We start from the raw sequence: 22,629 nt of genomic DNA on the forward strand, positions 1-22,629 counted from the left end.
CAAGGGCGCCTATCTGACACACGGGTTCAACTACCCAAAGTCTGGTCGGCGTCACCCTGCCTGACCGTTGCCACCTCCACATTATCCGGCGATGGCGCGGTAGATTCAATATACGAGGTCTGACACCGGGGTTGCTTACACCTGCATGTTCATGATGTCGTGGTAGGCCGACACCAGCTTGTTACGCACCTGGATCGCGGCCTGGAAGTTGATGCTCGACTTTTGTTGCGCAATCATCACGTCCGACAGGCTGACCGAGTCGTCGCCCGACGCGAATTGCTTGCCCAGCCCCTCGGCCGTCCGCGCGCTGGCGTTGACCCCGTCCAGCGCCGTCTTCAACGCGTCGCTGAAGTCCACCTTCGGCTGCGCCGGCGCCTCGGTCTGGATCACCGGCGGCGTCAGCCCCGGCCGCGTGGCGTGGGCCTTCAGCTGCGCGATCATCGACTGGATCTGGCTGCTGTCTATTCCACCTGTTCTCATTGCTGCTCCTCTTGTTACAATACGGCAAGGCTTTTATCAGTGGTAACAGAATATCAAGGAAGCGGCGCGCCGCCTGCATCGAGCAGGACCGTAAAGGGCGCGCTGTTCGGGCTATTGGATTTCCTGATTACAAGTAATAATGGCGGTATTCCCTCAAGAACCCTCGCACCCGGAACCCAACCATCATGGCCGTAGCGGAAGAAATCAATAACGCCACCACAGCCGACGACGGCGCCGAGAAACTGCCCTTCATCCAGACACCGATGGGCAAGAACTTCGTGCGCGCCGCCGGCGCCGCCGCCATCGTCGCCGTGCTGCTCGGCCTGTGGCTGTGGAATAAGCCGCCCGAGTACGCGGTGCTGTTCTCCAATTACACCGACCGCGACGGCGGCGCCATCACGGCCGAACTGGACAAGATGCAGGTCAAGCACAAGTTCGCCGACAACGGCACCGCCATCCTGGTGCCGTCCGAACAGGTGCACGATATCCGCCTCAAACTGGCGGCCCAGGGCCTGCCCAAGGGCGGCAACGTTGGCTTCGAGCTGATGGAGAACCAGAAGCTGGGCGTGTCGCAGTTCCTCGAACAGGTCAACTACCAGCGCGCGCTGGAGGGCGAACTGGCGCGCTCGGTGATGTCGCTCGCGCCGGTCGAGAACGCCCGTGTGCACCTGGCGCTGCCGAAACCATCGGTGTTCGTGCGCGACCAGCAGAAACCCACCGCCTCGGTGATCGTCACGTTGCATCCGAACCGCATGCTGGACCGCGCGCAAACCGGCGCCATCGTCCACCTGGTGGCCTCCAGCGTGCCAGAGCTGTTGCCCTCCAACGTCACCGTGGTCGACCAGGCCGGCAACCTGATCTCCGACCAGGACAAGGCCGGCGCCAACGCCGCCAAGCTCGACGAGCAGCAGCTGAAGTACGTCAAGAACATGCAGAACCAGGTGATCAAGCAGGTCGAGTCGATCATCATTCCCATCGTCGGCGAGGGCAATGTGCGCGCCGAGGCGGTGGCCGACGTCGACTTCGCGCAGATCGAACAGGCGTCGGAAAACTACAAGCCGAACTCGCCGCCGGCGGCCTCGGCCATCCGCTCGCAGCAGACCAGCGAAACCAGCGGCAACGCCAACAACGCCAATCCGGGTGGCATTCCGGGCGCGCTGTCGAACCAGCCGCCGGGCACCGCCACCGCGCCGCTGAACCAGACCGCGCAGGCGAACGGCCCCAACGCGCCGGCCCCCGGCACGCCGCCGGGCACGCTGCCGGCCGGCGGCGCCAACGCCAGCCCCAGCCACAAGGAATCGACCACCAACTACGAGGTCGACAAAACCGTCCGTTACGAGCAGCGCGGCATGGGCGGCCTGCGCCGCATGACGGTGGCGGTGGTGATCAATTACAAGCGTCTGGTCGACAAGGACGGCAAGGTGACGGTCAAGGCCTACACGCCGGAGGAAATGGCCAAGATCAACGACCTGGTCAAGCAGGCCATGGGCTACAACCAGGAGCGCGGTGACGCCGTCAGCGTGGCCAACTCGCCGTTCGACGGCGTCGACAAGCCGTTCCAGGCGCCGCCGGACTGGTGGCGCGATCCGGCCAACCTGCCGATGGCCAAGGATCTGGCGAAGTTCCTGATCACCGCCCTGATTCTGCTGTACATTGTGATGCGCATCGTGCGGCCGATGATGCGGCCGGTGTTCAAGAAAATCGACGAGATCAACGCACCGGAACCGGAACCGGAAGTGCCGGAAGAGGAAATCGAGGACGGTCCGGACGAGGCCCTCATCGCCGAAGAGGCGCTGCGCAAAATGGAAGAAAGCACCGCCCGCGGCTACCGCGAAAACCTGGCCATGGCCAAGAAACTGGCGGTGGAAGACCCACGCATTGTGGCCAACGTGATTAAAGAATGGATAGGCGCAAATGACTGAGAATACCGGACTGCAAAAAGCCGCCATCCTGATGCTGGCGATGGGCGAGACCGAGGCCGCCGAGGTGATGAAGTTCCTCGGCCCGCGCGAAGTGCTCAAGCTGGGCGCGGCCATGGCCACCATGAAGAACGTGCCGCACGAGGAAGTGGTGGGCACGCTGGACAACTTCCGCGACATGGTCAAGGCCGCCTCCACCGTCGGCCTCGATTCGGACGAGTACATCCGCCAGGTGCTGACCAAGGCGCTGGGCGACGACAAGGCCTCGGTGCTGCTGTCGCGCATCCTGGGCGGCAAGGACGCCTCCGGCATCGAGTCGCTGAAGTGGATGGATTCGCAGTCCGTGGCCGAGCTGATCCGCAACGAGCACCCGCAGATCATCGCCACCATCCTGGTCCACCTGGAGCGCGACCAGGCCTGCGAAATTCTCGGCAACTTCACCGACCGTCTGCGCAACGACGTGGTGCTGCGGATCGCCACGCTGGACGGCGTGCAGCCGGCCGCGCTGCGCGAACTGAACGACGTGCTGACCAAGCTGCTGTCGGGCAACGAGAACATCAAGAAGTCGACGCTGGGCGGGGTGCGCGCCGCCGCCGAGATCCTCAACTTCATGTCCGGCGAACAGGAAAGCTCGGTCATGGACAACATCAAGAACTACGACAACGACATGGCGCAGAAGATCATGGACGAGATGTTCGTGTTCGACAACCTGATCGACATCGACGACCGCGGCATCCAGCTGCTGTTGCGCGAGGTGCAGTCGGAGATGCTGATCGTGGCGCTGAAGGGAGCGTCGCAGGAGCTGCGCGACAAGATCTTCCGCAACATGTCGGCGCGGGCCTCGGAGATGATGCGCGAAGACCTGGAGTCCAAAGGCCCGGTGCGCCTGTCGGAGGTGGAAACGCAGCAAAAGCAAATTCTGCAAATCGTGCGCCGCCTGGCCGACGAGGGTCAGATCGTACTTGGTGGCAAGGGTGAGGATTCCTTCGTTTAATGGCTATTCATTCGAAAGACGCGCCGCCGGCCTTCAAGCGCTGGGAGATGACCTCGTTTGGCGACGAGCGTCCCAGCACGCTGGCGCTGCGCGAGGCGGAACAGCGCGAACTCGATGCCGAACAGGCGCGCCTCGACGCCGAGGCCGAGTTGCAGGCGGCGCTGGCGGCGGAGCAGGAGCAACTGGACATGGGGCCGCCACCGCCGCCGCCCATCGTCTACCCGACCGTCGAGGAACTGGAGGCGATCCGCGAGGCGGCGCGCCAGGATGGCTATGAAGAGGGTCACGCGGCCGGCCACGCCGACGCCAGCGAGGCCGTGCGTCAAGAGGCCGAGGTGGCGCTGAAGGCCGAGTTGCAGACGGTGCGCGCGCTGGCCGACAACTTCAGCAACGCGCTGCAGGACGCCGACCAGCTGATCGCCAACGAGGTGCTGGAGCTGGCCTTGCAACTGGCCAAGGGGATGCTGAAGAACGCGCTGCAGGTCAAGCCGGAACTGATCCTGCCGATCGTGCGCGAGGCGATCGAATACCTGCCGTCGCTGCAGCCGCCGGCGCTGCTGGTGTTGCATCCGGACGACGCCGCCACGGTGCGCGCCGGTCTCGGCGAGGAACTCGACAAGGGCGGCTGGCGTGTGGCCGAAGACCCGTCGATCGGCCGTGGCGGCTGCAAGGTCGACACCGCCAGCAACACCATCGACGCCAGCGCCGTCGCGCGCTGGCAGCGTCTCAGCCACGCGCTGGGCAAGGAAGTCGACTGGCTGGACTGACCCATGGACACCGTCGACGACCGCCCCGCCCCGCCCACCGCCAACCCGCACGCCGGGCGTTGGAAAGCCTATCTGAACGACTGCGCCACACTGGCCGCCATGGTCGAGCCGATGCAAGTGTCGGGCCGCGTCACCCGCGTCGCCGGGCTGGTGATGGAGGCGGTCGGCCTGCGCCTGGCCGTTGGCGCCGCCTGCACCGTGCCGCTGGCCGGCGGCGGCAAGATCGAGGCCGAGGTGGTCGGCTTCGAGGGCGACAAGCTGTTCCTGATGCCACAGTCGGACGTCGAGGGCGTGGTGCCCGGCACCCGGGTGTTCCCGGTCGAGCCGGCGATCCCGAAACCGGGCAGCGTTAGCCATCCACGGCGCCGCCCCAGCGACCGCGCGCGCCATCTGCCGGTCGGCATCGAACTGCTGGGCCGGGTGGTGGACGCCGCCGGCCGCCCGCTCGACGGCCTCGGCCCGATCCAGACCAGCGACAGCGCGCCAATCAACACCCGCCCCGCCAACCCGCTGGGCCGCGCGCCCATCGTCGAAACGCTGGACGTGGGCGTGCGCTGCATCAACGCCATGCTGACCGTCGGCCGCGGCCAGCGCATGGGCCTGTTCGCCGGCTCCGGCGTCGGCAAGTCCGTGCTGCTGGGCATGATGGCGCGCTACACCGAGGCCGACATCATCGTCGTCGGCCTGATCGGCGAACGTGGACGCGAGGTCAAAGAATTCATCGAGCAGATTCTCGGCGAGGAAGGCCTGGCGCGCTCGGTGGTCGTGGCGGCCCCGGCCGACACGCCGCCGCTGATGCGTCTGCAAGGCGCGGCCTACAGCACCGCCATCGCCGAGCACTTCCGCGACAAGGGCCAGAACGTGCTGCTGATCATGGATTCGCTGACCCGCTACGCCATGGCGCAGCGCGAAATCGCGCTGGCGATCGGCGAACCGCCGGCCACCAAGGGCTATCCGCCGTCGGTGTTCGCCAAGCTGCCGGTGCTGGTCGAACGCGCCGGCAACGGCGAGCTGGGCGGCGGCTCGATCACCGCCTTCTACACCGTGCTGACCGAGGGCGACGACCAGCAAGACCCGATCGCCGACTCGGCGCGGGCGATTCTGGACGGCCACATCGTGCTGAACCGCCGCCTGGCCGAGGCCGGCCACTACCCGGCCATCGACATCGAACAGTCGATCAGCCGCGCGATGCACTCGATCACCTCGGCCGAGCACCAGACCAAGGCGCGCCAGCTGAAGCAGCTGTTCTCGCGCTTCGAGCGCAGCCGCGACCTGATCAGCGTGGGCGCCTACGCCGCCGGCACCGACCCGGTGCTGGACCAGGCTATCCAATTGCATGATCAGATAGAAAATTTCTTGCAGCAACAAATCACGGAACGCGTCACCATGGGCGAGAGCTTGGGGCAATTAACCGCTCTGTTCGACTGATTGAGCGTCCGGCTCGTTACTTATAATTCCTCATTATGGCTTCCAAAGCGCAACTTGAAACCCTGATGGACCTGGCGCGGCGTGAAACAGACGACGCCGCCAAGCGGCTGGGCGCGTCCCTGAAGCAGGTGGAAGAAGAGAAACAAAAGCACGAGATGCTGGTGGGGTTCCAGCAGGAATACATCAACAAATTTGAAGCGGCCCAGGTGGCGGGCATCACGCCCATGGCTTACCGCAATTTCGTGGCCTTTATTGACAAGCTGGACACGGCGGTCAAGGGCCAGCAGGAGATGATCAAGCATGCCGAGTACCGCAGCGAACAGGAAAAGGCGGCCTGGCAGACGAGCGAGCGCAAGCGCATGTCCTACTCGACGCTGAACGAGCGCGCCGACGCGGCCGCGCTCAAGCTGGAAAACCAGCGTGACCAGAAAGCGATGGACGAACACGCGGCGCGCGGGGCGTTCTACAAGCGATGATGCATTAACTACTTAGACACGGCGCGTATCATGCAAAACACTCAACTTCCGAACATCAATGCCAATGCGGTGGCAGCGCCCAAAGTCAACCTGAACCTGAGTTCGGGCGGCGACAACGACGCCTTCAAGCAGGCCTTGTCGCGCGAAATGCAGCAGCACCAGTCCAGTAACGCCAACGCCAACGCCAATCCGCCGGCCAAAGCCGCCGAACGCCCGTCCGCCTCGCGCGCCTCGGCCCCCAAGCAGGCCACGCCGGCCAAGCCTGCGCAGACCGAGCCGGTGAACGCCAAGCCGGCCGCCAGCAATGACAGCGCCGCCGCGCAGGCGCAGGCGCCAGCGCCCGCCCCAACGAAGAGCACTTCCAGCGACCACGACAACAGCGGCAAAGACGCCGCCGAAAGTGACGCCAAGGCCGCGCAAAGCACCGACCCGATGGCCGACATGCTGGCCCTGATGGCCGCCTTCAACCAACCAGCCGTGCCGGTTACGCCGGTCGCCTCGACTGCGGCCAGTGCAGACATCGCCGCAAGCGCAGGCACCGCCGCGCTGACCACCGATGCCGCCGATCCTGCGGCCGCGGCAGCGCTGGCAGCGGCTGCCGGCAATACCGCGCCAACCACCGAGGGCGAGTCGATGGCCGCCGACACCACCACCACCACCAGCCAACTGGCCGACGCCGCCGCGACAGCGGCGGTCCAGATGAGCGAGACCGCGGCAACCAAGGCCACCGAGACCGCCGCCAACACCGCCGCGCTGGCCGCTGGTGCCGCCGCGTTCAAGGACGCACTGGCCAAAGCCGGCGCGAGCACGCAAACTCCAGCGAGCACCACTACGCCGGCCGCAGCAGCAGCAGCAGCAGCAGCAGCAGCAGCCGATACCGCCACCACCACCGACAAGACGGACGGCGCCGCCCTTCGCCCGCCGGTGACCGACAGCGCAGCATTGGCGCAACACCCGGTCAGCAGCCAGACCGCGGATACCGCCGCCACAACCGGCAAGGCCGCCGCCAAGACCGGCGCCGACGCCCTGGCGCACGCCGACGTTTCGACGGCGCCGGCCACCGACGCCCGGCCGCAAGTGTCACAACCACAGCAGCAGACCGACGCCGATCCAGCCCGGCTGGCCGCCGCGCCGCAAGCCGCCAGCGCCAACCGCGAAGCGGTCGCCGCACAGAAGGAAGCCGCCGCCATCACCATCGCGCCGGCCGCCAGTCACGCGGCGCAGGACATCGCCAAGGCCGCCACGGCGGTGCCAACCGACCGCCTCAACAGCCGGGTCGGCACCCAGGCCTGGGACCAGCAACTGGGCCAGAAGATCATCTTCATGGCCGCCGGCGGCGAGCAAAGCGCCACCATGGAACTGAACCCGCCGGATCTCGGCCCGCTGCAAGTGGTGCTGAGCGTGAACAAGGACCAGGCCACCGCCGCCTTCAGCTCGGCCGCGCCGGAAGTGCGCCAGGCGCTGGAAAACGCGCTGCCGAAACTGAAGGAAATGATGAGCGACGCCGGCATCCAGCTGGGCAGCGCCACCGTCTCCTCGGGCATGTCGGACCAGCGCGACGGCGCCTTCAGCCAGCAGGCCAGCGCCGCCAATGGTGGCAATGGTGGCATGGGTGGCCGCAGCGGCGGCGACCGCCGCGACAACGGTGGTGGCGGCAACGATGCCGCCCGCGCCGCGCCGCCACCGCGCCGCCTGCCGGCCGGCGCCGTCGACACCTTCGCCTGATCCGGCCTCATCGTCACAAAAACCGGGAGCGGCGCCCTGCCTTCCCGGTTTTGTTGTCTGTTACACTAAGGAAATGTCAAGCAGGACGGGGAACGCCCCTCTTTTCGGCGCTTCTGTATGCTTTGCGGCAAGCGATAATGACATAATGACGGCGTGAACCATTCCGCAGCATGAAGGGCAACTTTGAAAGCGAATCCAAAAATGAAAGCCGATCAGAAAGTTGAAGCGCCAGCCGGCGGTGGCAGCAAAAAACTGATCATCATCATCGTCGCGGCGGTACTGCTGCTGGGTGGCGCTGGCGGCGCCGCCGCCTGGTTCTTCATGCACGGCAAGGGCGACGCGGAAGAGCATGACGACGCGCCGAAGAAAAAGAAAAGCAAGAAAGCGGTCAAGCCGGAATACGTGCCGGTCGAGCCGTTCACCGTCAATCTGCAACCGGGCGAGGATGGCGCCGACCAGTATCTGCAGATCGCCTTCACGCTGCAGGTGGGCGGCGTTGAGGAAGCAACCGCCGTCAAGGACAATATGGCCAAGGTGCGCAGCCGCATGTTGCTGCTGCTGTCGAGCAAGCACGCGACCGAGATCAACACGCCGGCCGGCAAGATCCAGCTGGCCAAGGAAATTGTGGCCCAACTGCGCGAGCCGTTCGAAGACCGCGGCGCGCAGCAGGAAATCGACGACGTGCTGTTCACGTCGTTCATCATTCAGTAAGCAGACTAGTCATGGCGGATAATTTTCTCTCCCAGGAAGAAGTCGATGCCCTGCTGAAGGGCGTCAACGGCGACCAGGACGACGTCGCGGCGGCGGAAGACGTCGCGGGCGTGCGCAACTACAACCTGGCGACCCAGGAACGTATCGTGCGCGGCCGTATGCCGACGCTGGAAATTATCAACGAGCGCTTCGCCCGTCTGCTGCGCGTCGGCCTGTTCAACTTCCTGCGCCGCAGCGCCGAGGTGTCGGTCGGCTCGGTGCGGGTCTCCAAGTATTCCGAGTTCATCCGTAACCTGGTGGTGCCGACCAACCTCAATCTGGTGCACATGAAGCCGCTGCGCGGCACGGCGCTGATGGTGTTCGACCCGGGCCTGGTGTTCCTGCTGGTGGACAATCTGTTCGGCGGCGACGGGCGCTTCCACACCCGTGTCGAGGGGCGCGACTTTACCCAGACCGAGCAGCGCATCATCCTGCGCATCCTGGACATCGTGTTCGAGGCCTACACCAAGTCGTGGGAGCCGGTCTACCCGGTCGAGTTCGAATACATCCGCTCGGAAATGAATACCCAGTTCGCCAACATCGCCACCCCCAACGAGGTGGTGGTGGCGTCCACCTTCACGGTGGAACTGGGCTCGGTGTCGGGCCAGATCCACTTCTGCATGCCGTACTCGATGATCGAGCCGATCCGCGACTCGCTGACCTCCAGCCTGCAGGGCGAGGCGCTGGAAGTGGACAAACGCTGGATCCGCCTGATGAAGCAGCAGATCCAGATCGCCGAGGTCGAGCTGGTGGCGTCGCTGGGCACGGCCAAGGTCAACTTCGACGAGATCCTGAACATGCGCGTGGGCGACATCATCCCGCTGCAAATCCCGGAATTCATCTCGGCCACCGTGGACGGCGTGCCGGTCATGGATTGCAGCTATGGCGTGATGAACGGACAATACGCGCTCAAGGTCGAGAAACTGCTGACCAATGCCGATAACCTTAAATAACACCGGAGAGAAACATGTCGGATAATCAAGACGATCAGCCCTTGGACGATGACGATCCATGGGGCGCGGCGATCGCCGAACAGGCGCAGGCCGAGGCGGCCGCGCTGGAAAAGCAGCAGGCCACCGCGCCAACAGCGAGCGCCGCCGTGTTCACGGATTTCTCCACCTCGCCGAACAAGACCGAAACCCATAATGATATCGACTTCATCCTCGATATCCCGGTGCAGCTGACGGTGGAACTGGGGCGCACCAAGATCGCCATCAAGAACCTGCTGCAACTGGCGCAGGGCTCGGTGGTGGAACTGGACGGCATGGCCGGCGAGCCGATGGACGTGCTGGTCAACGGCTGCCTGATCGCCCAGGGCGAGGTGGTGGTGGTGAACGACAAGTTCGGTATCCGCCTGACCGATATCATTACACCGTCCGAACGTATCCGAAAACTCAATAAATGAAGCAACGACTGACTTTTGCCCTCCTGATCGCGGCGGCCCTGGCCGCCGCGCCCGCGCTGGCGACGCCGCCCGACGCGGCCGTCCCACCCGCCGCCGTCACGCAGCCGGCCGAGGGCGCGTCGGCGTCCACCGCCACATCGGCAGCGGCCGCGGCCACCGCGCCCGCGGCCCAGCAGGGCGCGATGGCCATGACCATCCCGACGCCGCAGGTGAGCACGCCGTCCACCGGCGGCAGCCTGTTGCAAACCTCGCTGGCGCTGCTGTTCGTCATCGCGCTGATGCTGGGCCTGGCATGGCTGACCAAGCGCATCAACCCGCGCGGCCTCGGCGGCGCCGGCCGCAACGTCAAGCTGGTCGGCTCGCTGAGCGTGGGCACGCGCGAGCGCATTCTGGTGGTCGAAGTGGGCGAGCAATGGATCGTGGTCGGCGCCTCGCCCGGCCGCATGAACGCGCTGGCCACCATGCCGCGCCAGGAAAGCGGCGAACCGCTGCCGGCGACCGCCCTGCCGGGCGCCAACTTCGCCGACTGGTTCAAACAAACGATCGACCAACGCCATGGCAAATAAGTTGTCAGCAGGCGTGGTACGGGCGGCCCCGACGCTCGCCAGATCGCTGCTGACGCTGGCAGTACTGGCTTTGCCGCTGGCGGCCGCCGCGCAATCGAACCTCGGCATCCCGGCGCTGACCGCCACCCCGGCGCCGGGCGGCGGCACCAATTACACGCTGCCGATCCAGACCATGCTGCTGATGACGGCGCTGAGCTTCATCCCGGCCGCGCTGTTGCTGATGACCTGCTTCACCCGCATCATCATCGTGCTGTCGCTGCTGCGCCAGGCGCTGGGCACGCAGTCGGCGCCGCCGAACCAGGTGCTGGTCGGCCTGGCGCTGTTCCTGACGCTGTTCGTCATGGGCCCGACCTTCGACAAGATCTACAACGAAGCCTATCTGCCGCTGCAGGAAAACAAGCTCAACCTGAGCCAGGCGCTGGACAAGGGCGCCGCGCCGCTGAAAACCTTCATGCTCAAGCAGACGCGTGAGGCCGACCTGGCGCTGTTCGTCAAACTGTCGCGCAGCCCGGCGCTGCAGGGGCCGGAAGACGTGCCGCTGCGCATCCTGGTGCCGGCCTTCGTCACCAGCGAGCTGAAAACCGCGTTCCAGATCGGCTTCGCCATCTTCATTCCGTTTCTGATCATCGACATGGTGGTGGCCTCGGTGCTGATGTCGATGGGGATGATGATGATGTCGCCGGCCGTCATTTCGCTGCCGTTCAAGCTGATGCTGTTCGTGCTGGTGGATGGCTGGCAACTGTTGCTGGGTTCGCTGGCCCAGAGTTTCTACTGAAGAGGCCGCGATGACGCCCGAAACCGTAATGACCATGGGCAAACACGCCATGGAGGTCACGCTGATGGTGGCCGCGCCGCTGCTGCTGGTGGCGCTGGTGATCGGCCTGGTGGTCAGCATCTTCCAGGCCGCCACCCAGATCAACGAGCAAACGCTGTCCTTCATTCCCAAGCTGGTGGGCGTGTTTGTCGCGCTGGTGGTGGCCGGGCCGTGGATGCTGTCCATCCTGCTCGACTACATGCGCGAAATCTTCACCGGCATCCCGCTGCTGGTGGGTTGAGCCGCCGTCCAGCATGTTCACCGTCGCCTCGGCCGATATCAATCTGTGGATCGCCGGCCTGCTGTGGCCGCTGACACGCATCCTGGCGCTGATCACCGCCGCGCCGATTTTCGGCAACAAGGCGGTGCCGGCGCGCATCAAGGTGGCGCTGGGCGTGGGCCTGGCGGTAATCGTGGCGCCGGCGGTGCCGGCCTGGCCGGCGGTCGACCCGATGTCGTATGCCGGTTTGTTAATTCTGATGCAGGAAATGCTGATCGGGCTGGCCATGGGCTTCAGCATCCGCATCATTTTCGCCGCCGTGGAGATGGCCGGCGAGGTGGCCAGCCTGACCATGGGCCTGGGCTTCGCCACCTTCTTCGATCCCAACACCCAGGGCCGCTCGTCGGCCATCAGCCAGTTCCTGTCGCTGGTGGCCACCATGGCTTTCCTGGCGGTCAACGCCCACCTGGTGCTGCTGTCGGCGCTGGTGGAAAGTTTTTCCACGCTGCCGGTATCGTCGCTGCCGGTCTACGGCGGCGGCTTCAAGCAGATGGCCGACTGGGGCGGCAAGATCTTCAGCGTCGGCGTGCAGCTGTCGCTGCCGATCGTCGCCGCCCTGTTAATCACCAACGTGGCGCTGGGCATCCTGACGCGCGCGGCGCCGCAGCTGAATCTGTTCGGCATCGGCTTTCCCATCACGCTCGGGGTCGGCCTGTTGGTGGTGGCGCTCAGCCTGCCCTACCTCGGCATGCCGATCCAGAACCTGCTACTGGACGGCGTGGAACGCGCCCGGCTGATGCCGCGCACCTGGTCGCAGCGCCAGCCTGTTGCAAAACCGACACAACCGGCGCTGGCCGCGCCGTCGCTGGGCCCATAGCAAAAATTCATCGGTAAGTAAGAGATTTTGGTTTCCGCCCGGCAATTTACCGCGTATCATGGAAGCTCCCCTGGAGAACCCTGCAATGACCACTATTGTCCCGAGCCTGACCACCGCCGATATCGCCCTGTGGATGACGCAGAATGTCGCCGCGCTGACCACCGAGGACATGCAGGCGTTTTCTTCCGATCAGATTGGCGCGCTGGCGTCGGACAATGTTGCCGCTTTGACCACACTGCAACTGTCGCGCCTGAGCGTCAGCGGCGTCATGGGCCTGAGCACCGCCGCCATGCCGGCGCTGGGCAGCGCCAACATCAGCGTGCTGACGACCGCCCACATCCGGGCGCTGGGCAGCCATCAGCTGGCCGCGCTGAACACCGATGAAATGCTGGGGCTGACCACCACGCAATTGAACGCGCTGCGCAGCGACCAGTTCGCCGCGCTGGAAACCGACGACCTGCGCGCCTTGCAGACGCAGCAGATCGGCAGCCTCGGCTCGACCCAGATCGCCAGCCTCACCACTAACCAACTGACCGGGCTGGCCTCGGACCAGTTGCGCGCCATCCAGACCCGCGCCATCGGCGCGCTGAACGCGGACCAAGTGGCGGCGCTGGTGTCGGACCAGTTGCAACAGCTGACCACCGGCCAGATCAATGCCCTGACGGCGACCCAGGTGGGCTGGCTGTCGACCACCCAGATCGCCGAGCTGAGCGCGCCCCAGGTGGCGGCGCTGGCCACGCTGGCGCTGAGCACGCTGACGGCGACGCAGTTCCACGCGCTGGAAACGGGCGACCTGGCCAGCCTGTCGAGCCAGCAGATCCGCGCCCTCGGCTCGACCCAGTTGGCCGGCCTCAGCAGCGACCAGGCGGTCGCCCTCACCACCGCCGAGCTGGCGGCGCTGACGTCCGCCCAGTTGAGCTGGCTGGGCACCGCACAAGTGGCGGCGTTCACCACGCTGACGCCGCTGAGCGTGGCGCAACTGGCCGGCCTCACCAGCGCCCACATCGCCGCGCTGCACACCGACATCGTGGCGGCGTTGGGCACCGCCCAACTGGCGGGCTTGAACAGCAACCAGGTGCACGCGCTGACCACCGACCAGATCGTCGCGCTGGAAAGCCAGCAATTCCGCGCCCTGAGCAGCGCCAACCTGCGCGCGCTCGACACCGACCAGCTCCAGGCCATCGACAGCGCCGACATCGCCGCGCTCAGCGGTGTCCAGGTCGGCGCGCTGAGCACCCGCCAGATCAGCGCCTTGCTGACCAGCCAGGTGCAGGCGCTGGGCAGCGCCGCCACCGCCGCGCTCACCACCGATCAGATCGGCGCGCTCAGCACCGCGCAATTCCACGCGCTGGCCGCCGTCAACGTGCTGACCACCGCGCAGGTGCGGGCACTCACCACGGCGCAGATCGACAGTCTGGGCACCGACGGCCTGGCCGTGCTGAGCTCGCGCCAGCTGGGCGCGTTCAGCGGCGCCCAGTTGCAAGTGCTCAGCACCGACCAGATCGTCGCCCTGAGCACCGACCAGGTGGCCGCGCTCAGCACCGCCGCGCTGGCCGCGCTGGGCAGCGCGGCGATCGCGGCGATCGAAACGCGCGACATCCGCGCGCTGCGCACCGCCCAGATCGCCAGCCTCGGCACCGACCAGGTGACGGCGCTGTCCAGCAACCAGCTGGCGGCGCTGACCAGCGCCGAAGTGCGGGCACTGACCCAGCAGCAGGTGGCGGTGCTGAACAGCCAGCAGCTCGGCGCGCTGGCGCTCGGCGCGCTGGCCACGCGTCAGGTGGCCGCCCTCACCACCGCCCAGCTGGCCAGTCTGGGCAGCGACGGCTTCAGCGCCCTGCAGACCGCCCAGGTGGCCGCGCTGAGCGCCGACCAGGCGGCCGCGCTGACCACCGACCATATCAGCGTGCTGAGCACCGCCCAGGCGCGCGCGCTCAGCACCGCCGCGCTGGCGGCGCTCGGCACCGACCGCATCGCCCTGCTCGGCCAGGACGACCTGGCGGCACTGAGCACGCGCCAGTTGGCGGCGCTCGGCACCGACCAGATCCAGGCGCTGCACAGCGCGCAGGTGCAGGCTTTGACCACGCAGGAAATCGCCGCGCTGACCACCGCCCAACTGCTGAGCATGAGCGACGCCCAGCTGGACGCGCTCAGCACGCTGGCGGCGCTGACCACGCGCCAGGTGAGCGCGCTCAGCACGGACCAGATCGCCCATCTGAATCTGGCCGATCTGGGTTCGCTGAAAAGCAACCAGATCGCCGCCCTCAGCGGCGAACAACTGCAGGCGCTGTCGAGCAGCCAGCTGGACGGTCTGCAAACGGCGCAAGTGCGCGCGCTCGGCACGCAAGCGATCCAGTCGCTGACCACCACCCAGATCAGCCAACTGAGCAACAGCGCGCTGAACAGCCTGAGCACTCGCCAGGTGGCGGCGCTGACCACCGCGCAGATCGTCGCGCTGAGCACCAGCCAGATCGGCGCGCTGAGCAGCCAGGACATCGCGGCGCTGACCACCGCGCAAAAAGCCGTACTGAGCAGTGAACAAATCAGCGCGCTGCCGTCGCTGGCCGGCTTCTCCACCGCCGCCATCGCGGCGCTCACCACCGATCAGATCGTCTCGCTGTCGCTGGACATCCTGGCCAGCCTCACCACCGCCCAGATCGCCGCGCTGACCACCGCCCAGGCGTCGGTGCTGACCTCGGCCGAAATCGTCGCGCTGACCACCGGCCAGGTGCGCGCGCTGACCGCCAACCAACTGGCGGCGCTGAGCACCAGCCAGTTGCAGGCGATGGAACTGGTCGACCTGCAAGCGCTGAGCACGCGCCAGGTGGCGGCGCTGACCACCGAGCAGATCAGCAACCTGGCGTTGACCCAGGTCGGCGGCCTGAGCACGCAGATGATCGCCGCCCTCGGCACGCAACAGATCCAGGCACTGACCGTCGCCCAGCTCGCCGCGCTGAGCACGCTGGCGCCGCTGTCCAGCCGCCAGATCGGCGCGCTATCGACCGCGCAGATCGCCAGCCTGGCCAGTATCGACACGCTCAAAACCAGCCAGATCGCCGGCCTGACCAGCGCCCAGGTCAGCGCGCTGACCAGCGACCAGATCATCAACCTCAGCACGTCCCAGGTGCGCAGCCTCAATTCGGCGACGCTGGCGGCGCTGAGCACCGCGCAGGTGGCGGCGATCGAGGCGGTCGACATCGCCGCGCTGACCAGCAGCCAGGTGGCGGCGCTGCGCACCGACCAGGTCAGCGCACTGACGCTGAGCCAGCTTGGCGCGCTGAGCTCGCGCGGCGTGGCCGCGCTCAACAGCGCCCAGATCGGCGCGCTCAGCAGCGAACAGATCGCCGCCCTCAATGGCGGCCTGAGCAACCTCGGCACACGCCAGATCGCCGGCATGTCGTCGGCCCAACTGGCGGCGCTGACCGCCGACCAGATCGCCACGCTGAGCACCGCGCAACTGGCCTCGCTGAATAGCCTGCAACTGCAGACGCTGAGCACCGCGCAGATCGCCGCGCTGACCACCGCGCAAGTGCGTTCGCTGTCGAGTTCGGCGATCACGGCACTGACCTCGACCCAGCTCAACGCGCTGGAAGAGGAAGATCTGCGCGCGCTGAGCACGCGCCAGATCGGCGCGCTCAGCAGCGCCCAGCTGACGGCGCTGTCCACCGGCCAGTACGGCCGGCTGAGCACCCAGGAAATCGCCGCGCTCAGCACCGCCCAGATCAGTGTCCTCAGCAATGCCCAGCTCGGCGCGCTCAGCACGCTGGCGGCGCTGACCACGCGCCAGGTGCGGGCGCTGAGCGACACCCAGTTGCAGAGTCTGTCGCTGGACGCGCTCGCTTCGTTGCGCACCGGCCAGATCGCCGCGCTCGGCAGCGAGCAGGCCGACGGCCTCAACACCGCGCAACTGGTGGCGCTGTCCACCGCGCAGGCGCGCGCGCTGTCGACCGGCCTGCTGTCGCAGCTGAGCACGGCGCAGATCGCCGCCATCGAGGCCGAGGACTTCGCCGCCCTCGGCACGGCGCAATTGCGCGCGCTGACCACCACCCAGATGACCGCCTTGCAGACCGAGCAGCTGCACGCGCTGCGCAGCGCCGCCATCGCCGCGTTCAGCGCCAGCCAGTTGGCCGCCCTCAGCAACACCCAACTGGCGTCGCTGGGCAACCTGGCCGACTACACCACCGCCCAGATCGCCGGCCTGTCAACCTCGCGCATCGCCTCGCTCACGGCCGATGAACTGGCCTCGCTGAGCACACGCCAGATCGCCGTGCTCACCTCCGTGCAGGCGGCGGCGCTGGCCACCAGCCAGGTCGCCGGGCTCAGCACGGCCCAGGTCGCGGCGCTCAGCACCCAGGCGCTGACCGGCCTGACCGTCGGCCAAATCGCCGCCATCGAACAAGAGGATGTGGCGGCGCTCAAATCGAATCAGTTGCAAGCCTTCAGCAGCAGCCAGTTGCAGGCGCTGACGCCGACCCAACTGGCCGCGCTCAGCAGCAAGAGTCTGGCCGGCCTGAAGTCCAGCCAGATGCCGGCGCTCAACAGCGCGCAACTGAACGCGCTGCCGATCGCCGGCCTGAGCACGGCGCAAGTCCGCGGCCTGAGCAGCACGCAACTGGCGCAACTGTCGCTGGACCAGCTGGCCGCGCTGAAGACCAGCCAGATCGCCGCGCTGGACGACGATCAGGCCGCCGGCCTGCGCACCGACCAGGTGGTGGCGCTGTCCACCACGCAGGCGCGGGCGCTGTCGACCGCGCTGCTGTCGCACCTCAGCACGGCGCAGATCGCCGCCATCGAGGCCGAGGACTTCAGCGCCCTGAGCAGCGCCCAGTTGCGCGTGCTGACCACCGCGCAAATGGCCGCCTTGCTGACCGAACAGTTGCAGGCGCTGCGCAGCGCCGCCATTGCCGCGCTCAGCCCGGCCCAGTTGGCCGCCCTCAGCGACGCCCAGTTGGCGGCGCTGGGCAACCTCGGCGATTACAGCAGCAGCCAGATCGCCAGCATGTCGACCGCGCGCATCGCCGCGCTGAGCGCCGACCAGTTGGCCTTGCTGAGCACGCGCCAGATCGCCATCCTCAGCTCCGCCCAGGCGGGCGCGCTGAGCAGCGTCCAGATCGCGGCGCTGAGCAGCGCCCAGATCGGCGCGCTGAGCACCAGGGCGCTGGCCGGCCTGTCGGCCAACCAGGTGAGCGCGATTGAAGTCGACGATGTCGGCGCGCTCAAGTCGAACCAGTTGCAGGCGTTCAGCAGCACCCAGTTGCGGGCGCTGACGCCGGACCAACTGGCCGCGCTCGGCAGCCGCAACCTGGCCGGCCTGCAAGCCAACCAGATCGCCGCGCTGACCACCACGCAATTGAACGCGCTGCCGATCGCCGGCCTGAGCACGGCGCAGATCCGCGGTCTCAGCACGACCCAGCTGCCGCAGTTGTCGCTCGACCAGCTGGCTTCGCTGAAGACCAGCCAGATCGCCGCGCTGAACGGCGACCAGGCCGCCGGCCTGGGCATCGACCAGGTGGTGGCGCTGTCCACCGCGCAAGCGCGCGCGCTGTCCACCGCGCTGCTGGCGCGCCTGAGCACGGCGCAAATCGCCGCCATCGAGGTCGAGGACTTCGCCGCCTTCGGCACGGCGCAAATCCGCGCCCTGACCACCGCGCAAGTGGCCGCGCTGCTGACCGAGCAATTGCACGCGCTGCGCAGCGCCGCCATCGGCGCGCTGAGCGACGCCCAGCTGGGCGCGCTCAGCCTGACCCAGCTGGCGGCGCTGGGCAATCTGACCGAGTACACCACCGGCCAGATCGCCGCCATGTCGACCGCGCGCATCGCCGCCCTCACGGCCGACGACCTGGCGATGCTGAGCACACGCCAGGTGGCGGCGCTGACCGCGCTGCAAAGCGCCGCGCTGAACAGCAATCAACTGGCGTCGCTGAGCAGCGCCCAAGTCGGCGCGCTGAGCACCCGCGCGCTGCAGGGTCTGTCCTCGACGCAGGTGACGGCGATCGAACTGGACGACATCGCCGCGCTCAAATCGAGTCAGTTGGCGGCCCTGAGCAGCGCACAGCTGCGGGCGCTGACGCTGGCCCAGATTGGCAGCCTCGGCAGCGGGGCCATCGCCGGCCTGTCGAGCAGCCAGGCGCATGCGCTGAGCAGCGCGCAGATCGTCGCCCTGAGCGGCGCCCAGTTGCGCGCGCTGAGCACCCGCGCCATCGCCGCGCTCGACGTCGGCCAGGTCAGCGCCATCGAGGCGGGCGACATGGCCTTCCTCAGCACCGCACAAATCACCGCGCTCGACACCGCCGATATCGCCGCGCTCAGCAACGATCAGCTGCTGGGCCTGACCTCGGGCCAGGTGCGCGCGCTGAGCACCGCCCAGGTCGGCGCGCTGAGTTCGGCCCAGCTGGCGTTGCTGCCACTCGGCTGGCTCGGCACCCGTCAACTCGGCGCCCTCGGCACCGCCAGCCTGGCGACGCTGAGCGACGACCAGTTGGCGTCGCTGAGCACGGCGCAACTGGCGATCTTCTCCAGCAGCCAGATCGGCGCGCTGACCACCCACCAGATCCAGGTGCTGAGCGTGACCCAGTGGCGCGCGCTCGGCACCGCCGCCATGGCCGCGCTGAGCAGCGCGCAGCTGCGGGCGATGGAAGCCGAAGACCTGGCCAGCCTGAGCTCGCGCCAGTTCGCCGCGCTGGGCAGCTCCCAGGTCGCCCAATTGAGCATCGAGCAGATGGGCCAGCTCAGCACGGTGGAAATCGCCGGCATGACCTCGGCCCAGCTGCGGGCGCTGAGCACCGCGCAACTGGCCGGCCTGAACACGCTGGCGCCGCTGACCACCGCACAGTTCAGCTCGCTGAGCAGCGTCCAGCTGCAGTCGCTGAACGCCGACCAGCTGGCGGCGCTGCGCACGGCGCAGATCGCCGCGCTGAACAGCCTCCAGTTGAGTAATTTGAGCAACACACAGCTGGTCGCGCTGAGCACCGCCCAGGTGCGCGCGCTGTCGCTGACCGGACTTGGCGGGCTGAGCAGCACGCAACTGGCGGCGATGGAAGTCGAGGACGTGCAGGCGCTCAGCAGCGCGCAACTGACCGCGCTGAAGAGCTCGCAACTGCGCGGCCTGACCGGCGACCAGCTGGCCGCGCTCAAAACCAGTCAGCTGGGCGGTTTCGGCGCCGACGACCTGCAAGCGTTCAGCACCGCGCAGTTGAACGCGCTGTCGACGCTGGGCACGCTCAATTCGAAGCAGGTGGCCGCCCTCACCTCGTCCCAACTGGGCGGGCTAGACGACGACAGCTTCGCCTCGCTGCGCTCGGCGCAGATCGCCGCCCTCAGCGCGGCCCAGGTGGCGCAGCTGACCAACACGCAGTTGGGCAACCTCACCACCCAGCAGGTTAGCGGCCTGAACCTGTCCTACCTGAGCACCGGCCAGTTGCAGCAGCTGCGATCCGACTTGGTCGGCGGTTTCAACTCGGCGCAGATCGCCAAGCTGAGCACGGCGCAGATCAGCGCGCTGACCGTGTCGCAGGTCAACGCCCTGTCGAGCCGCGCGATCGCCGGTCTGAGCGCGACCCAGATCAAGGCGCTGAGCAACAGCCAGCTGGAAGGCATGGACACGCTGGCGGTGCTGAGCAACATCCAGGTCCAGGCGCTCAGTTCGCAGCAACTGGGCGCCCTCAGCGGCGCCGTGTTCGATACCCTCAACACCCGCCAGCTGGCGGCCCTGGGCGCCGACCAGGTGGCCGGCCTGACCGCGACCCAGATCGACACGCTGGGCACGGCCGACATCGGCGTGCTGACGCTGACCGTGCTGAACGCGCTCAGCAGCGCGCAATTGAGCGCCCTGGACGGCAGCGACCTCGCCGCGCTGAAGGCCACACAGCTGAACGGCCTGAAAGCGAGCTCGGTGCAGCAGCTCAGCACGTCCCAGATCGCCGCGTTGACCACCAGCCAGGTGCGCGCGCTGCAATCGACGCTGCTGAAGGCGCTGACCACGGCCCAGGTCGCCGGTCTCGGCATGGACCAGGTCAAAGCGCTGACGGCGACGCAGATTGCCGCGCTGTCGACCGAACAGAAAGCGGTGCTGCCGTCGGCCAGCCCGCTGATCCTCGACCTCGACGGCAACGGCGTCACCACGCTCGATATCGCCGCCGGGGTGCGGTTCGACCTCCGCGCCGACGGTCAGCCGGTGCGCACCGGCTGGGTTGGCAAAGGCGACGGCCTGCTGGTGCTGGACCGCAACCATGACGGTCTGATCAATGACGGCGGTGAACTGTTCGGCACCGCCACCAGCGATGGCGCCGGCGGCAAGGCGCGGGACGGCTTCGCCGCGCTGGCCTCGCTCGACACCAATGGCGACGGCGTCATCGACCACCAGGACGCGCAATTCGGCGACCTGCGCGTGTGGGTCGACGCCAACGCCGACGGCGTCAGCCAGGCGGACGAACTGAAGACGCTGGCGTCGCTGCACATCGCCAGCCTCAGCGTGCAGGCGCGGCAGGTGAGCGTGGTCGATCAGGGCAACTGGATCGGCCTGGAGTCGAGCTACACCGGCACCGACGGCAGCACGCACGCGCTGGCCGACGTCTGGTTCCTGGCCGAGCGCGGCGGCACGACAGCCGGCGCGCTGAGCGCCGCCGTCAGCGGCTACCAGCAGACCGACAGTACCGGCGCCGCCGCCGGCCAGTTGCGTCTGCCGGGCGCCGACAGCAGCCTCAACAACCACGTCGCCGCCCTCTCCAGCCAACTGACGCAATATCAGGCCACCACCGCGCTGAGCGGCGCCGCCACCGCCGAGTCCGACGACTGGCTGCGCAAGCAAGCCAGCGCCAGCCAAGGCATCCTCGCCGCCAAGTAAAGGACCTGACACCGGGTTTTCGGACAGGCAAACAAAAACGGCCAGCTGGGCAAGCTGGCCGTTTCTCTTCAGGCGTCGGTCAATCAGCTGATGTAGTTGAACAGCGATAGCCCGGACATCGTGGTGAACGACTTCTGCGCCGCCGTCAGCGTGGTCTGCTGCTGGGTGAACAGCGAAATCGCCGCCGTGTAGTCGAGGTCCTGCAGCGTCGACAGTGTCGAGGAGTACTGTAGCCCGAGGTCATCGCCCGAGCTGTCCAGGTAGTCCAGCTCCTTCAGCCGCGCGCCCACCGCCGACTGCACCGACAGCACGTTGTCGGTGGCGTTGTCGATGTTGACCTGCAGCTGGTTCAGCATGTTGTTGATCTGGGCATTGCCGGGCGCGCCCGCGCCGGGCGAGCGCAGCGCGTCGATAAAGCCCTGCACCGTGCTGAAGATCGATTGCTTGGTCGATGGCGCAACGCCAAAACTGTCGCCATCGGCCGGATCACCCTTGATGTCGAATTGCAGACCGTCGAAGCTGATGTTCTGGCCGCTGACATAGGGCTGCGGCTCGGCCGGGTCAGGGTCGGCCGGCACCGGCGTGCCGGTGGTCAGATTAGTCACCGTGTAGGTGGTCTGCTTGGGGATGCCGGGCTGCGCCGGCACCACCTGGAAGTTGATCTGGTATTTATTGCCGGTCAGCAGTGTCGGGTCCTTGACCGAGCCGGCGCTGATGATGCCGGTGCCGCCGCGCCCGTAATTGCCGGTGTCCGGCGTGGTGACGAACGTGCCGTTGCCGGTGGCGTTGGCCTCGAACACCGCCGTGCCCGAATCAGTGATCGGCAGCGTGCGGGTCGAGCCCACCTGCAGCGCGCGCTGCCCCTGGTCGCCCTGGTATTCGGCGCCGGTGGGGGTCTTGGTGAACGGCAAGGTGGTCGACTTGTAGCCGGAGAACACATAGCCGCCGACGCCGTCGCTGGTGTTGGCCACGCCCAGCAGGTCGGCCAGGCTGCCTTCCAGTTCGCTGGCCAGCGATGCCAGGTCGGATGCCGTGTACGAACCGTTGCCGGCCTGCACCGCCAGCGTCTTGATGTCGTGCATCAGCGAGGTGGCGCTGGCCAGCGCGGTGGTTTCGCTGCTCAGCAGCGCCTTGGCGTTGGAGCGGTTGGTCGCCAGCTGGGTATTCAGCGATTGCGACTGCGTCACCTCCAGCGCCCGCGCGCTGGCGATCGGATCGTCGGCCGCCGTCAGATTCTTGCGGCCGGTGGCCAGCTGCTGCTGCGTGCGCGCCATCGACGACGACAGCGACGTAATCTGCGTCGAGCCGATGTCGAACATGGTCTTGGTGCTGATGCGCATGATCATGGTGCTACCCCATTCCTTGA

General features: G+C 67.2%; 16 protein-coding genes. 14 read left to right on the top strand and 2 right to left on the bottom strand.

What is annotated here, in order from left to right; all coding sequences use genetic code 11:
* Positions 1–135: 135 nt before the first annotated feature.
* Positions 136–480 (bottom strand): flagellar hook-basal body complex protein FliE, encoded by a 345-nt coding sequence (gene fliE / locus GTP44_RS24650; protein ID WP_160990657.1) that lies wholly within the window; start codon positions 478–480, stop codon positions 136–138.
* 185 nt (positions 481–665) lie between these two features.
* Between fliE and fliF the strand changes: the two genes are divergently transcribed.
* The 14 genes from fliF to GTP44_RS24720 all read left to right on the top strand — a co-directional run bounded on the left by fliF (position 666) and on the right by GTP44_RS24720 (position 21,263).
* Entirely contained in the window at positions 666–2,402 is a 1,737-nt protein-coding gene (gene fliF, locus GTP44_RS24655; protein ID WP_160990658.1) for a flagellar basal-body MS-ring/collar protein FliF, read from the top strand.
* On the top strand, positions 2,395–3,393 hold the full coding sequence (gene fliG / locus GTP44_RS24660; protein ID WP_160990659.1) for a flagellar motor switch protein FliG: 999 nt from the start codon (positions 2,395–2,397) through the stop codon (positions 3,391–3,393). The genes fliF and fliG overlap by 8 nt, the downstream gene beginning before the upstream one ends.
* Positions 3,393–4,160, top strand: coding sequence for a flagellar assembly protein FliH (locus GTP44_RS24665; protein ID WP_160990660.1), 768 nt, complete (start codon positions 3,393–3,395; stop codon positions 4,158–4,160). The genes fliG and GTP44_RS24665 overlap by 1 nt, the downstream gene beginning before the upstream one ends.
* A 3-nt stretch (positions 4,161–4,163) precedes the next feature.
* On the top strand, positions 4,164–5,588 hold the full coding sequence (gene fliI, locus GTP44_RS24670; protein ID WP_160990661.1) for a flagellar protein export ATPase FliI: 1,425 nt from the start codon (positions 4,164–4,166) through the stop codon (positions 5,586–5,588).
* Positions 5,589–5,623: 35 nt separating this feature from the next.
* Positions 5,624–6,064, top strand: coding sequence for a flagellar export protein FliJ (gene fliJ / locus GTP44_RS24675; protein ID WP_161021496.1), 441 nt, complete (start codon positions 5,624–5,626; stop codon positions 6,062–6,064).
* Positions 6,065–6,094: 30 nt separating this feature from the next.
* The gene (locus GTP44_RS24680; protein WP_161021497.1) at positions 6,095–7,789 is read left to right on the top strand and encodes a flagellar hook-length control protein FliK; all 1,695 of its coding nucleotides are present in this window, start codon (positions 6,095–6,097) and stop codon (positions 7,787–7,789) included.
* 201 nt (positions 7,790–7,990) lie between these two features.
* A complete protein-coding gene (gene fliL / locus GTP44_RS24685; RefSeq protein ID WP_161021498.1) occupies positions 7,991–8,500 on the top strand; it encodes a flagellar basal body-associated protein FliL in 510 nt (169 codons plus the stop codon).
* Positions 8,501–8,511: 11 nt separating this feature from the next.
* Complete coding sequence (gene fliM, locus GTP44_RS24690) at positions 8,512–9,492, top strand: flagellar motor switch protein FliM (RefSeq protein ID WP_161021499.1); 981 nt, start codon at positions 8,512–8,514, stop codon at positions 9,490–9,492.
* A gap of 14 nt (positions 9,493–9,506) precedes the next feature.
* Positions 9,507–9,944: a flagellar motor switch protein FliN gene (gene fliN / locus GTP44_RS24695; RefSeq protein WP_160990666.1), complete on the top strand. Its 438-nt coding sequence runs from the start codon at positions 9,507–9,509 to the stop codon at positions 9,942–9,944.
* A complete protein-coding gene (gene fliO / locus GTP44_RS24700) occupies positions 9,941–10,510 on the top strand; it encodes a flagellar biosynthetic protein FliO (RefSeq protein WP_161021500.1) in 570 nt (189 codons plus the stop codon). The genes fliN and fliO overlap by 4 nt, the downstream gene beginning before the upstream one ends.
* Positions 10,500–11,285: a flagellar type III secretion system pore protein FliP gene (gene fliP, locus GTP44_RS24705; protein ID WP_160990668.1), complete on the top strand. Its 786-nt coding sequence runs from the start codon at positions 10,500–10,502 to the stop codon at positions 11,283–11,285. Before fliO ends, fliP begins: the two co-directional genes overlap by 11 nt.
* 10 nt (positions 11,286–11,295) lie before the next feature.
* Positions 11,296–11,565, top strand: coding sequence for a flagellar biosynthesis protein FliQ (gene fliQ, locus GTP44_RS24710; protein WP_160990669.1), 270 nt, complete (start codon positions 11,296–11,298; stop codon positions 11,563–11,565).
* 13 nt (positions 11,566–11,578) lie between these two features.
* Complete coding sequence (gene fliR / locus GTP44_RS24715; RefSeq protein ID WP_160990670.1) at positions 11,579–12,421, top strand: flagellar biosynthetic protein FliR; 843 nt, start codon at positions 11,579–11,581, stop codon at positions 12,419–12,421.
* Between the two features lie 85 nt (positions 12,422–12,506).
* Positions 12,507–21,263, top strand: coding sequence for a beta strand repeat-containing protein (locus tag GTP44_RS24720; RefSeq protein WP_161021501.1), 8,757 nt, complete (start codon positions 12,507–12,509; stop codon positions 21,261–21,263).
* An 83-nt stretch (positions 21,264–21,346) separates the two neighbouring features.
* On the opposite strand, the gene flgL is transcribed toward GTP44_RS24720, so the two are convergent.
* Positions 21,347–22,609, bottom strand: coding sequence for a flagellar hook-associated protein FlgL (flgL, locus tag GTP44_RS24725; RefSeq protein ID WP_160990672.1), 1,263 nt, complete (start codon positions 22,607–22,609; stop codon positions 21,347–21,349).
* Between the last annotated feature and the right edge of the window lie 20 nt (positions 22,610–22,629).

The sequence above is a fragment of the Duganella lactea genome, assembly GCF_009857505.1.
Taxonomy (GTDB): Bacteria; Pseudomonadota; Gammaproteobacteria; order Burkholderiales; family Burkholderiaceae_D; genus Rugamonas; species Rugamonas lactea.

Excerpts from the sequence above, each read along its gene's own strand:
- fliM (WP_161021499.1), top strand. The coding sequence starts at position 8,512 with ATGGCGGATAATTTTCTCTCCCAGGAAGAAGTCGATGCCCTGCTGAAG.
- fliP (WP_160990668.1), top strand. The coding sequence starts at position 10,500 with ATGGCAAATAAGTTGTCAGCAGGCGTGGTACGGGCGGCCCCGACGCTC.
- GTP44_RS24680 (WP_161021497.1), top strand. The coding sequence starts at position 6,095 with ATGCAAAACACTCAACTTCCGAACATCAATGCCAATGCGGTGGCAGCG.
- fliL (WP_161021498.1), top strand. The coding sequence starts at position 7,991 with ATGAAAGCCGATCAGAAAGTTGAAGCGCCAGCCGGCGGTGGCAGCAAA.
- fliR (WP_160990670.1), top strand. The coding sequence starts at position 11,579 with ATGTTCACCGTCGCCTCGGCCGATATCAATCTGTGGATCGCCGGCCTG.
- GTP44_RS24665 (WP_160990660.1), top strand. The coding sequence starts at position 3,393 with ATGGCTATTCATTCGAAAGACGCGCCGCCGGCCTTCAAGCGCTGGGAG.
- fliQ (WP_160990669.1), top strand. The coding sequence starts at position 11,296 with ATGACGCCCGAAACCGTAATGACCATGGGCAAACACGCCATGGAGGTC.
- fliI (WP_160990661.1), top strand. The coding sequence starts at position 4,164 with ATGGACACCGTCGACGACCGCCCCGCCCCGCCCACCGCCAACCCGCAC.
- fliG (WP_160990659.1), top strand. The coding sequence starts at position 2,395 with ATGACTGAGAATACCGGACTGCAAAAAGCCGCCATCCTGATGCTGGCG.
- fliN (WP_160990666.1), top strand. The coding sequence starts at position 9,507 with ATGTCGGATAATCAAGACGATCAGCCCTTGGACGATGACGATCCATGG.
- fliE (WP_160990657.1), bottom strand. The coding sequence starts at position 480 with ATGAGAACAGGTGGAATAGACAGCAGCCAGATCCAGTCGATGATCGCG.
- GTP44_RS24720 (WP_161021501.1), top strand. The coding sequence starts at position 12,507 with ATGACCACTATTGTCCCGAGCCTGACCACCGCCGATATCGCCCTGTGG.
- flgL (WP_160990672.1), bottom strand. The coding sequence starts at position 22,609 with ATGATCATGCGCATCAGCACCAAGACCATGTTCGACATCGGCTCGACG.
- fliJ (WP_161021496.1), top strand. The coding sequence starts at position 5,624 with ATGGCTTCCAAAGCGCAACTTGAAACCCTGATGGACCTGGCGCGGCGT.
- fliO (WP_161021500.1), top strand. The coding sequence starts at position 9,941 with ATGAAGCAACGACTGACTTTTGCCCTCCTGATCGCGGCGGCCCTGGCC.
- fliF (WP_160990658.1), top strand. The coding sequence starts at position 666 with ATGGCCGTAGCGGAAGAAATCAATAACGCCACCACAGCCGACGACGGC.